Consider the following 12,120-nt stretch of genomic DNA (forward strand, 5'->3'; position numbering starts at 1 on the left):
GTTATTGTGCATCCAGATGATGTTTTAAATCGGATATGCTCTTAATTTTCAATTCCTCAGCCTGTGTTCTTCTCATCATCAATGCATAGGCATTATTGAAGCCAAGCGGTTGAAGCCATTCGATACCATATTGTTGTTTAAATTCTGAATTGACATATTCATACGTTTTTTCAGGACTTTGAGTTACGTTCTTTAAAACAGATTCCGAAGGTTTTAGCAAAACCAAAAGTCCTGTCCCTGTGTATTCCGGGTAAAAATCTATCGCATCATTCATCAAGGCATCAAAGCAGATTTTGGTACCGCCCAAACCTGTTTTGGTTTCGACTTGGTAATCGGTATAGCCTTCAATGAGCATTTTATACATCTCCGCGAGGATATATTGTTCACCGAAAATTTTCGAGCCAATTCTGATCATTCCTGAATTGCCTTTTCGTGGCGTTTTATACAGATTATTTTTGATTAAGAAATCTCTGGCAATTTTTTCTGGAGTTTGCTTAAGATAGTCCGATTTATAATTTAAATCGGTCATAAGAGAATCACTGAATTTTCCACTCAACAAATTTAAAGTTTTCTGCAGTTTTGGGAATTTCTGTAAGGTTTTTGTTTTAATAATCGGTGCTGCATAATAAGGTGGAAAAATGGTTTTATCATCTCTAAGAACAGCCAGATCAAAAGCTTTGATTCTTCCATCTGTTGAATAACCGCTGATCAAATCCAATTCCTTTTCATAGGCCGCCTTGTACATTACGGCATCACTCACAACAACGGGATTGAGATTCAGATGGTATACCGAACGAAGTCCAGGATCACCATCCTGCCTCCCCATAAATTCAGGCGTAAAACCTGCTTTTAATGTGGTTTCCGAAGTCGAATTAATCAAATAAATGACAGCAGAAATCAGGATAATGGCGGGAATCCCATATTTTAATTTATTTAAAAAGCGATAACCTGCTTTTTGAAACAGCGCAATCGTCTGGTCTAATACGATGGCAAGCAGCGCGGCGGGAATGGCACCTGCTAATATCATATTGGTATTGTTCAGGGAAATTCCGCCAAAAATAAATTCACCCAGACCTCCTGCCGCCACAAAAGAAGCCAACGTAGCCACGCCCACATTAATCACCGCCGCTGTCCTGATCCCTGCAATAATGACAGGCATAGCTAATGGAAGTTCTACTTTAAAAAGCATTTGTTGACGGTTCATTCCCATTGCTTTTGCAGCTTCGATAACCGTGGGATTGACTTCCGTGATTCCGGTATAGGTATTTCTGATGATGGGCAGCAGAGCATAAATCAGCAGCGCAATAATGGCGGGCGTAGCACCAATGCCGAAGGTAGGAATCATAAAACCCAGAAGTGCAATGCTCGGAATGGTCTGCAGGATTCCGGCAAATCCTAAAACCGGACTGGCAAGCTTTCGTTTTCGGGCAATGAGAATTCCTAAAGGTAAGCCGACAACAATCGATAAAAGTAACGACAGAAATGTCAGCCCCAAATGTTGTGTAACTTGAGCCAGCAATTTTTCATGCTGTTCCGAGATAAACTGCCAAAGATTCTGCTGCGTCATAGCATCTGCAATTTACGATATTCGTTAAATGCCTTAACAAGCTTTTCATAATCTTCATTTAAAGAATGATCTGAACTTAATTTCTCAAGAATCGTCCATATATCGGTATGGTCTGAAAACTGGAATTGATCGTTATAATTGAAGTTTATAAACGATTTTAAATCGCTTAAAAGGGTCGTTTTATATTCCAGCAGTAATCGGTTTTCTGCAAAGAAATTTTTTACGAAATCATTCTTGGGATGATACAGCATTTCCTTTGGCGTTCCTGTCTGCATGATTTTTCCATGATCCATCAGACATATCCGATGACCTAATTCAAAGGCTTCCTGAACGTCGTGTGTGACCAAAATAATAGTCTTATTTTTTAATTCTTCTAATGATTTAAATTCCGAATGAATATCGGCTTTGGTAATGTTATCCAGCGCTCCGAAAGGTTCGTCCATCAAAAGAATGGGAGGATAGGCAATCAATGCTCTGGCTATGCCCACTCTTTGCTGCTGTCCTCCACTGAGTTCATTGGGAAGTCTGTTGAGTATATTGTCTGGTAAATGGAGTTTGTGAAGAAGTTCTTCAGTTCGTATGGCTGTCTTTTTTTGATCCCATTTCAGTAAATCGGGAACAACAGCAATATTTTGCTGAACGGTATAATGCGGAAACAAACCGGCATGCTGCATTACAAAACCTATCCCCATTCTCAGCTCCTCCACTTTCTGATCACGGATATCTTTTCCGTCCATCACAATGGAACCTGAATCTGCTTCAATAAGTCGGTTCAGCATCTTCAGAGTGGTTGTTTTTCCACAGCCACTTGTTCCTAACAGAACCAATATTTCTTTATCGTTAGCGTGAAAAGAAATATTATCAACTGCAGGTTTTCCGTTAAAAGATTTGGAAACCCATTCAACTCTAATCATCTGAAACTATTTAGCCAAACGGATACCTGTGAACTGCCACTGCAAATGAGTCGGGAAGAAGTTACGGTAGGTATTTCTGCTATGTCCCTTGGGTGTAGCAACAGAAGCACCTCGCAGAACAGTCTGGTTGACCATAAATTTTCCATTGTACTCACCGACTGCACCTGCTTCTTTTTTAAACCCCGGATATGGTAGATAGGCGCTGTTTGTCCATTCCCAACGTTGTCCCCAGTCAAAATGATGGCTGGCTACCTCCCACTCTGCTTCCGTAGGCAGACGCATACCTTTCCAGGACGCAAAAGCAGAGGCTTCAAAGAAATTGATATGGCAGAGCGGGTTATCAAGCATGATTTCCTGCAAACCATTCAAAGTGTAGTGCATCCATTTTCCATCCATAAAATGCCAGTATAATGGCGATCTTGCCTTATTTTGTTTCACCCAGTCCCAACCTTCAGCGTGCCAGTACCGGAAATCTTCATATCCCTTAATATCGATAAATTCTAAATACTCGCGGTTGGTAACCAATTGATTTGTAATTTGAAAATCATTAAGATACACCTTATGTCTCCCCAGCTCATTATCGAAACAGAATCCTTCTCCTTGAAAGCCTATTTCATAAACACCTTCGGAAAAACTGAGTATCTCAGTTTTTTTGATTGGGTCAAGTGGGGAAACTACTTCTTGGGTATAAGCGGGAAATAGTGGATTATGACCTAATATATATTTGATATCTGTCAATAGTAATTCCTGATGTTGCTGCTCGTGGTTTAAACCTAATTCAAGGAGTGATTCCAAAGATTCTGTCAGATATTCACTGTTGAGAAACTCATTCATTTTTTCATCGACATAATCACGGTATCTGTAGATATCAGAAACAGATGGTCGGCTGAGATTACCTCTGTCGGTACGGATGACACGTGCACCTATCGTTTCATAGTAGCTGTTGAAAACGAAATTATACTGGGAATCAAAAACCTTATAACCGGGAAAATTGGGAATTAAAATAAAGGTTTCAAAAAACCACGTTGTATGCCCTAAATGCCATTTCGGCGGGCTTACATCAATGATGGGCTGTACAACATAATCCTCTATTTCCAGAGGTTTGCAGATTTCTACGGAATGGTTTCTGATCGCTGAATATTTTTCAGTCCATTTTTTAACGGTAATTGATGTCGAAAGCAAGTTATTTGTTGTCATAAAAATCTTTTTAAATTATATCGACCAGATTGAATCTACAAACCAATCTTTGGAGTCTTTGATTTCCGTTAATATATGAAATCCGGAATCTTTAGCCAGTTTCTCAATATCGTCCTGCGAGAATTTTTGTGAGATTTCCATATCAATTAATTCGTTTTCCTCAAAATTGAAAATGGAATTTTTAACCGTCACTTTCTGTTGGCAAAGGCTTACCAAAAAACTGCGGCAAGCTCCTGAAATCGGATCATAAGTCTGGTAATGCACAAACCTGTCTATATTGAAATCTGCATCCAGTTCATTATTGATTCTTGTAAGAAGATTGAGATTGAATGCTGCAGTAATTCCAGCAGCATCGTTGTACGCATTCAGAATAGTGTGTGGATTTTTCTTTAAATCAAAACCAATCAAGAGTAAATCGCCGGGGTTAAGTCTTCTCCTGATTTCACGACAAAAATAACGGGCTTCTTCAAGATCCATATTTCCGATATTCCCGCCTAAAAACATCACGACCTTTTTTCTTGTTGATATAGAGGTGGCCTTGTTGAGCATATCGAAATAATCGCCTTCCAGTAAATTAATTTCCAAAGATGGTATTTCAAGCGAAAGTTTTTCATTCAGAACGGAAAGAATGTTTCCGGAGATATCAATTGGCATATAGGTAAAGTCAATTCCGCTGTCTTCAAGATATTTAAGAAGGTAGCTTGACTTCATTGCATCGCCTGCTCCCAACTCTATAAGATCAAACGGTTCATTGATTTTGGAAATGGCAGTTGCTAGGCGATCGGTTTTATTTTTAAAAATATCTAACTCGCAATCTGTGAGATAATATTCCGGCATCGCCATAATTTGCTGGAAAAGCCGGTCACCGTTTTTATCATAAAAATATTTTGAAGATAATTTTTTAGGTGACATTGATAACCCTTCCAAAATGTCCTTCTGAAATGTTTCTAAACTGTCAATTTCTATCTGAGAATCTGTGTCTAACTGTAAATTCATAGTTATTATTTGATTTGGTGTCAGTTCAGTACAACTATCTTGCCGACATTAGCAGCACATTCCAATAAAATGTGCACCTTTTCAATCTCATAAGGTTTAAAGATAGATTTAAATTGCATTTGGTCTTACTATTTCTAATTTTTTTGTTGGAGTCTTATTTATTTAACTTTAAAGAATTTTGAAGGGAAGAAATAGAATTTTTATGGGATTGCTTTGAAATTGGACTTCAAATTGTAAGGTAATAACAAATATTACACATGAAACAATCAGACAATCTCTCCAAATTATCGAATGATGAACTCTTACAAACGCTTAAAAAAGCAAAACAACAGTTTGTTGGCTTTATTATCTTTTTTGTCTTATTGGTGATTGGCTGCAACTATTTTACGGTAACCCAAGGATTTGGAATCTATACACTGATTCCTACATTTCTCATTCCTCTCAGTATTGCCAATATTTTCAATTATGGAAAGATCAAGCAGGAAGTTAAAATAAGAAGATTATTATAATATCGGTTTTGTAATTTTCTGTGCAAAAAAATACGTTCCCTGATAATTATAGAAGCACTTTCATAATGCACATATATTTAACTCTCAATTATTATAATGTCTTGCTCAGTTTTTCTCATTCAATAGAGATGACTCCTACCAAATACAAAATTACTTCAATGCCTCTTTATAAGTTTTTAGTGCACGCTCTCTCGCAAACTTGTGTTCAACGATGGGTTTAATATTATAATTTTCAGGCAACCATTTGTTAATGTATTTTGAGTCTTTGTCAAATTTCTCAGTTTGAGCTTCAGGGTTAAAGATACGGAAATATGGCGCCGCATCACAACCACAGCCAGCCGCCCATTGCCAGTTGCCGTTATTGGAAGATAAATCATAATCGAGTAATTTTTTCGCAAAGTACCCCTCACCCCAACGCCAATCAATTAACAGGTGTTTGGTGAGAAAACTAGCAGTAATCATCCGTACTCTGTTGTGCATAAATCCAGTCTCATTGAGTTCCCGCATTCCTGCATCGACAATTGGATAACCTGTATTTCCCTCGCACCAGGCTTTAAAGTTTTTTTTCATTATTTAGCCACGGAATAGCCTCGTACTTCTTTTTAAAACATTGGGTGGCAACATAGGGGAAATGATACAGAATCTGCATAAAAAACTCTCGCCAAATCAGTTCATTAAGCCATGTTTCATTGTGTTTCAAAGCAAATTTTACGCATTGGCGAATGGAGATGGTTCCGAAACGAAGTGCGATACCTAAATGAGTTGTGTGATCTAAAGCGGGAATATCCCTGTAAAGATGGTAATCGTCAATGATTGATTTCTTTAAAACTGGTGGCTTAAAAGTTAATTCAGTCTTTTCAAAACCAATATCCTTTAATGTCAGAATCGTTTTTTTTGACTGATCTTTAGCAAATCCAATGTGCTTTGTGCTAAAGGTCTTTATTGGGGTCAAATGTTCTTTCCACTTTTTAGAGTACGGGGTATATACAGTATACGGACTGTCATCTGATTTAACAATTTCATCTTTTTCAAAGATCACTTGGTCTTTGTACTCAGATACTTGAATTTTATTTTTGCTGAGAAAACTTGTAACTTCCTTATCCCGTCGGATAGCTTGAGGCTCATAGTCCGTGTTGTAGAATACCGTTTCAATGTCGAAATTCTTGGATAGTGTCTTGAATATTTCAAGTGGCTGACCCAAATATGTTTTGAGTCGTGCGCCTGATTTCTGCAGACTTTTATCGATTTCCGTTAGAGCCTGCTGAATGTAATCTACCCTCTTGTCGACTTTGTCGTCTAACATATCTAAGATGTCTGTATCAAAAATAAAGATTGGTACGACTGGAAGACCTGATACCAAGGCATGATGCAAGCCAACATTGTCCTCTAATCGTAAATCTCTTCTGAACCAGAATATATTGATTTTATCCATTTTCAAGTTATCCATTTTAAAGATATCCCTATGTCTTTTCAGTGCAGATTATCAAAAGAAATACCAGTATCTATTACTACAGTCTTTTTATATGGTGTTAGTGTATTTTATATGTTCCTTATGATGATAATCAGTAAAGTTGGAATACGGATTGTATAGGTTGCAATTCAAAATATTATACCAAATCATAAAGTTATGGAAGATAACATGAACAGACGAGAAGCCATCGAAAAATTGGCTGAGATGATTACACCAGACAATCATCACCTTGAAGACCCTACTACTAAACATCCAAAACCACCATTCAATAAACAGTCTCAGCCATTTCCGGGTTTGGCAGGCAGGATGGAACCAGTTCCCGACCATGGAGAAACAAGTTATGTGGGCTCAGGCAGGTTACAAGGCAGAAAAGCATTGGTTACAGGTGGTGACTCAGGGATTGGGAGAGCAGCTGCTATTGCTTTTGCAAGAGAAGGTGCTGATGTGGCAATTAATTACCTTCCCGAAGAGGAAGAGGATGCTAAGGAAGTCATTGAGCTTATAGAAAAGGAAGGCCGAATTGCAGTAGCGATTCCAGGGGATATCAGAGATGAAGCATTCTGCAACAAACTGGTTTCTGAGGCCGTCTCCAAACTTGACGGCATCGATATTTTGGTCAATAATGCAGGACATCAAAAGAGCAATCAATCTATTCTTGATATTTCGACTGAGGCATTTGACAGAACGATGAAAACCAATATCTACGCGCCCTTTTGGATTACGAAAGCAGCACTTCCCCATTTAAAGCCAGGATCAAGTATTATCGGTTTGTCCTCAGTACAGGCTTATGATCCTTCAGCAGATTTATATGACTACGCCCAGACTAAAGCTGCGACTACTAGCTATGTAAAATCGTTGGCTAAACAATTGGGACCGAAAGGTATCAGAGTTAATGGTGTTGCCCCTGGTCCTGTATGGACAGCTCTGGAAGTCAGCGGTGGACAGACCCAGGACAATCTGGTCAAGTTTGGTGATGATACGGCTTTTGGTAGGCCAGGACAACCTGCTGAATTAGCATCAATATTTGTTCAGCTGGCAGATAATAACGGAAGCTTTGCAACGGGGCAGATCTATGGTTCTGCAGGTGGAAGCGGACAGCCGTAATTTATCCATTACTATATTGTGACCACATCTTGGATGTGATCTTTTTTTGACCTTATTGTTTTTTAACAATCACAGATTAGAAATAAAATTATTGTTGATCTATTGAACCGACTCAAGTAAGAGATTGAGGAGGCCAAATAGTCTTCTTGTATTGGCTTTGAATGCATCATTATTTTTTTTAATAAAGTTCCTGAGTCATAAGTAAATTAAAGGCTAATACATATATTTGCCATAATTATGAACGCCTCAGAAACTATTTCAGACAACTTTAACGCTCAACTTATTATTGAGGCGCTAAGCTCCTCGCCTGCTCCCACTGCAATTTATTCTGGTGAAGATATTATTATACGCTTTGCTAATGCAGGTATGCTCGCTCTGTGGGGCAAAGATGCCTCTGTCATCGGAAAACCCTTAATGGAGGCGATTCCTGAGTTGGAAGGACAGCCTTTTTTTGAATTATTGCAGGGTGTATGGCGTTCTGGTGAAAGTTTTTCAATCACTGACACCCCTGCCCGACTAATAAAGAATGGAGAGGAAAGGCTGGATTATTTCGATTATGAGTATAAAGCACTGTTAGATGCGAACCAAAAATCTTGGTGTATTCTTAATACAGCCCTTAATGTAACAGCACGCCGTGAATTTTTACAGCAGATTAAAGAAAAGGAAGAACGGGAAAGCGCGCTTAATGAAGAAATCGCGGCTACTTTAGAGGAGTTGACCTCTACCAATGAAGAACTTGGCAGTTCCTTAAATCAGCTGGCTCAAAGTAGAGAATATATAAAGACAATCATCGAACAGGCTCCAGTCGGAATCGCAATGCTGCGAGGACCTGAGCACAATATTGAAATTGCCAATCCTAGGATTCTTGAAATATGGGGGCGTAAGGAATCTGAAGTGATTGGACTTGCACACGAAGTAGCCCGCCCTGAATTGATTGGACAGCCCGTGAACAGGTTGCTTAAAGATGTATTTTACAGTGGAAAACCAAAGGTAAATAAAGAATTTTTTGTGAAGCTCCGTCATAAGGAGAGTTTAAGAGAAGCTATTGTCAATTCTATATACCAACCCATTTTTTCTGAAAATGGAAATGTTACAGGAGTACTGGTCATATTGGAAGAGATTACAGAACAGGTTTTGGCAAGAAGGAAAAATGAGAATGACCAGCAAATGCTGGCTTTAGCAATAGATGCCGGTGAACTTGCCACTTTCTATTATCAGCCGGCGACAAATTTGTTTTCAGGCAATCAATTGCTTAAAAAATGGTTTGGTTTGTCTGCCGACGAAAATCTTGATTTATCTGTAGCATTATCTGTTATTGTATCTGAGGATAGAGATAAAGTTACCAAAGCTATTTCTAAAGCTCTAAGTAAAGATTCTGATGGTCATTATTTTATTGAATACCATATACAAAACAGTACTGACCAAAAACCAAGGCTTATACAGGCTAATGGCAGAGTTTTTTATGATCAGAAAAACAAACCGTTAAGCCTGAATGGTACACTGAGAGACATCACAGAACAGAAAAAAGAAGAGCAACGAAAAGATGATTTTATGGGTATGGTCAGCCACGAGCTTAAAACTCCAATCACTTCGCTTAAAATTTATCTGCAGATTTTGCAGCAGGCCGCTCTAAAGGACCAGAACGTTTTTCAACAAAACATCTTGACCAAATCTTTGAAACAGGTGGACAATATGACCGGAATGATTAACGGATTTCTGAATGTATCGAGAATCGAATCAGGACAGCTGCACTTAGATCAAACAGTTTTTGATATTCAGACACTGTTCGCTGAGCTAGAAGATGAAATGAAATCAACGGTAACAACACACCACTTCCAGTTTAAACCGTCACAATCAATATTGATTCAGGCAGACCGAGAAAAAATTTCCCAGGTTTTGCATAACCTAATTGGCAATGCTGTTAAATATGCGCCTAATGACAGTGTTATTAATGTGGCTTACTATATTAATGAAAATAAAATCCTGAAAGTTACTGTGGAGGATTATGGTAAAGGTATTTCTAAGGAAGATCAAAAACGCATATTTGAACGTTACTATAGGATAAATGATAATATCAGTGCATCCATCGCAGGTTTTGGTATTGGGCTTTACCTCTCCAAAGAAATTGTTGAACTTCACCAAGGAACTATAGAGGTACAAAGCAGTCCCGAAAAAAGCACTGTATTTAGCTTTACTTTACCATTAATGGGCCAGGATGGTTGATTAAGTAAATAGTTGTGTTTTATAAATACTGTTTTTGGTTCTTTGCATTGCGGCATTATATTTCTATAGCTACTTGCTGACAACAGTTACAATCCATGACCAACAACCGAAAATCCATTTATAGTGCATTAGCAGCTAATCTCCTAATCGCATTAACCAAATTTATTGCCGGAGGGTTCACCAACAGTGCTTCGATGATATCAGAAGGCATCCACTCTACCGTAGACACGCTAAATCAATTATTACTTTTGTATGGCTTGAAAAGAAGCAAAAAAGCACCTGATGAATCGCATCCTTTTGGTTATGGGAAGGAACTCTATTTCTGGTCTTTTGTTGTCTCTATTCTGATATTTGCATTGGGAGGAGCTTTGTCGATTTATCAGGGCGTCAAACATATGATACATCCAGAAATGATGAAAGATCCTTTTTTGAACTATATTGTTTTAATATTATCTCTAATTTTTGAAGGTACTTCATTAGTCATTGCAATCAAAGCATTCAACAAGACACGACAAGGTCTGAAATGGTGGGATGCAATTATTAAGAGTAAAGACCCAAGCAGTTTTCTTGTGGTATTTGAAGATGGCGCAGCAGTGGCAGGTCTTCTTGTGGTTATGCTGCTGATGGGTGTGAGTCACTCCTTTCAAATCCCTGAACTGGATGGATTAGCATCAGTCATTGTAGGACTGATTTTGGTTTTTGTATCATTTATATTAGCAAGGGAAAGCAGAAGCTTATTGATGGGAGAAGGTATTGCGCCTGAAACCAAAGCAAAAATTGCCCGACTGGCCGAAAGTGATTCGGCAGTAGTCAGAACTAAAACTATCTTATCGACTTACCAATCCCCAGAAGAAGTCGTATTGATGCTGATTATTGACTTTGAAGAGCATCTCGATACGGAAGAAATCACTGATGCAATACAACGTATTCGGGCGACAATAAAGCAAGAGTTTAAGCTGGTGCGGTTTGTAATGATTCAGCCGGAATAATTTCTTCGATTATAAACTCTTTAAGTCCATACCGATATTTTATAAATCCTCAAGCTATTGGTTTAATGAGCTCACCAACTATTTTTATTTTTAGAATATAGATTTGCACATAATTTGATAAAACTCAATTACACTAAAAACAAACATATTATGCAATTTATAGATTTTACAAAGGACTCTTTCATAAGACCTGATAATACCAATAAGTTTTTACTGGACATACCACGAGATGAAGTGGGATTTGCAGAAATCGATATCCACGAAAAAAAAGGTAATGATCTCTATGAAGAAATTGATTATGAAATCATCGATGATATGGACAAAATCACAATTATGATGAGGCATCCAAAAAATATTAGGGTCAACTTTTAAAGAAATCTCTGAAGTGTTATACTTCAGACATTTTTTCTGATGTGAATTTAACTTCCAATACCCGACGAATAGCAATAATATGAGATGATTTAAATTTTTCCATTTCATTGTTTAAATCTGATATTTGCATATGGAAAGCTCTAAATATATTCCGAATCAGGCTATTAAATCTTTTTTAAATCATATTTTCAAATTAATGAATCTTTGAAACTCATCAGGCATCATTCTTGTAAAATTACAGCATCACCAAACAATTTTTAATTATGAATAATGACAAAACAATTTCAGTCCTGAACGATTTACTTAATATTACTAATGACAGGATAGCTGGCTTTGCCAAAGTTGCTGATAAGGTATGGCAGAATTATGCAGATCTAAGACCCGCTTACGACGATATGGTTGCTGAAGCTTGGGACATGAAGGATGAACTGATTGATCTTATAGAGAGCAAGGGCGGTCATCCGGATAATAATACCAGTATTTCCGGAGCATTTCACAGGGCTTGGATTGATGTTAAAAATACCTTTGCTTCCGATAAAGTGGAATCTACACTTGAAAACGTGGTTTTTGGAGAAAAGGCAGCAATCAATGCGTTTCAGGATGCACTTAACAGCGGAGAGCTTTGCCGAGAAAGTGAAGCATTAGTGGGCAAACAACTACAACAACTTTGTGTTTCCTACAATAAATTTAAAGTACTTGAAAAGATTAGCTGATGAAGTAGTATAATGAATGCAAAAAAAAGAGAGATAAAACTTACTATGATTTTATCTCTCTTTTT

At 37.8% G+C, this 12,120-nt stretch carries 10 protein-coding genes and 1 pseudogene; 6 read left to right on the top strand and 5 right to left on the bottom strand.

Annotated elements, in window-relative coordinates; genetic code table 11:
- Position 1 precedes the first annotated feature (1 nt).
- From RTY06_RS03290 to egtD, 4 genes are read right to left on the bottom strand one after another with little or no spacing between them, the layout of a single operon-like run.
- A complete protein-coding gene (locus RTY06_RS03290; protein ID WP_312822795.1) occupies positions 2-1,567 on the bottom strand; it encodes an ABC transporter permease/substrate-binding protein in 1,566 nt (521 codons plus the stop codon).
- Complete coding sequence (locus RTY06_RS03295; RefSeq protein WP_312822796.1) at positions 1,564-2,481, bottom strand: ABC transporter ATP-binding protein; 918 nt, start codon at positions 2,479-2,481, stop codon at positions 1,564-1,566. Before RTY06_RS03295 ends, RTY06_RS03290 begins: the two co-directional genes overlap by 4 nt.
- Positions 2,482-2,487: 6 nt before the next feature.
- A complete protein-coding gene (egtB, locus tag RTY06_RS03300) occupies positions 2,488-3,678 on the bottom strand; it encodes an ergothioneine biosynthesis protein EgtB (RefSeq protein ID WP_312822797.1) in 1,191 nt (396 codons plus the stop codon).
- 15 nt (positions 3,679-3,693) lie between these two features.
- Complete coding sequence (gene egtD / locus RTY06_RS03305; protein WP_312822798.1) at positions 3,694-4,674, bottom strand: L-histidine N(alpha)-methyltransferase; 981 nt, start codon at positions 4,672-4,674, stop codon at positions 3,694-3,696.
- A 257-nt stretch (positions 4,675-4,931) separates the two neighbouring features.
- On the opposite strand from egtD, the gene RTY06_RS03310 reads away from it, so the two are divergent.
- The gene (locus tag RTY06_RS03310) at positions 4,932-5,183 is read left to right on the top strand and encodes a hypothetical protein (RefSeq protein ID WP_312822799.1); all 252 of its coding nucleotides are present in this window, start codon (positions 4,932-4,934) and stop codon (positions 5,181-5,183) included.
- A gap of 150 nt (positions 5,184-5,333) precedes the next feature.
- Here the strand turns inward: RTY06_RS03310 and RTY06_RS03315 are convergent.
- Positions 5,334-6,615: pseudogene (locus RTY06_RS03315) on the bottom strand (cryptochrome/photolyase family protein).
- Positions 6,616-6,996: 381 nt separating this feature from the next.
- Between RTY06_RS03315 and RTY06_RS03320 the strand changes: the two are divergent.
- The 5 genes from RTY06_RS03320 (at position 6,997) to RTY06_RS03340 (ending at position 12,055) form a co-directional block, all read left to right on the top strand.
- On the top strand, positions 6,997-7,758 hold the full coding sequence (locus tag RTY06_RS03320) for an SDR family oxidoreductase (RefSeq protein WP_312822801.1): 762 nt from the start codon (positions 6,997-6,999) through the stop codon (positions 7,756-7,758).
- Between the two features lie 237 nt (positions 7,759-7,995).
- On the top strand, positions 7,996-9,981 hold the full coding sequence (locus RTY06_RS03325) for an ATP-binding protein (RefSeq protein WP_312822803.1): 1,986 nt from the start codon (positions 7,996-7,998) through the stop codon (positions 9,979-9,981).
- A 95-nt stretch (positions 9,982-10,076) separates the two neighbouring features.
- Positions 10,077-10,970 (top strand): cation diffusion facilitator family transporter, encoded by an 894-nt coding sequence (locus RTY06_RS03330; protein WP_312822804.1) that lies wholly within the window; start codon positions 10,077-10,079, stop codon positions 10,968-10,970.
- A 150-nt stretch (positions 10,971-11,120) separates the two neighbouring features.
- Entirely contained in the window at positions 11,121-11,342 is a 222-nt protein-coding gene (locus RTY06_RS03335; RefSeq protein ID WP_312822805.1) for a hypothetical protein, read from the top strand.
- Between the two features lie 263 nt (positions 11,343-11,605).
- On the top strand, positions 11,606-12,055 hold the full coding sequence (locus RTY06_RS03340; RefSeq protein ID WP_312822807.1) for a PA2169 family four-helix-bundle protein: 450 nt from the start codon (positions 11,606-11,608) through the stop codon (positions 12,053-12,055).
- Positions 12,056-12,120: the final 65 nt, after the last annotated feature.

Source organism: Epilithonimonas sp. (assembly GCF_032055105.1).
Taxonomy (GTDB): domain Bacteria; phylum Bacteroidota; class Bacteroidia; order Flavobacteriales; family Weeksellaceae; genus Epilithonimonas.

Coding starts and splice junctions, on each gene's coding strand:
- RTY06_RS03290 (WP_312822795.1), bottom strand. CDS start 1,567: ATGACGCAGCAGAATCTTTGGCAGTTTATCTCGGAACAGCATGAAAAA.
- RTY06_RS03295 (WP_312822796.1), bottom strand. CDS start 2,481: ATGATTAGAGTTGAATGGGTTTCCAAATCTTTTAACGGAAAACCTGCA.
- egtB (WP_312822797.1), bottom strand. CDS start 3,678: ATGACAACAAATAACTTGCTTTCGACATCAATTACCGTTAAAAAATGG.
- egtD (WP_312822798.1), bottom strand. CDS start 4,674: ATGAATTTACAGTTAGACACAGATTCTCAGATAGAAATTGACAGTTTA.
- RTY06_RS03310 (WP_312822799.1), top strand. CDS start 4,932: ATGAAACAATCAGACAATCTCTCCAAATTATCGAATGATGAACTCTTA.
- RTY06_RS03325 (WP_312822803.1), top strand. CDS start 7,996: ATGAACGCCTCAGAAACTATTTCAGACAACTTTAACGCTCAACTTATT.
- RTY06_RS03330 (WP_312822804.1), top strand. CDS start 10,077: ATGACCAACAACCGAAAATCCATTTATAGTGCATTAGCAGCTAATCTC.
- RTY06_RS03335 (WP_312822805.1), top strand. CDS start 11,121: ATGCAATTTATAGATTTTACAAAGGACTCTTTCATAAGACCTGATAAT.
- RTY06_RS03340 (WP_312822807.1), top strand. CDS start 11,606: ATGAATAATGACAAAACAATTTCAGTCCTGAACGATTTACTTAATATT.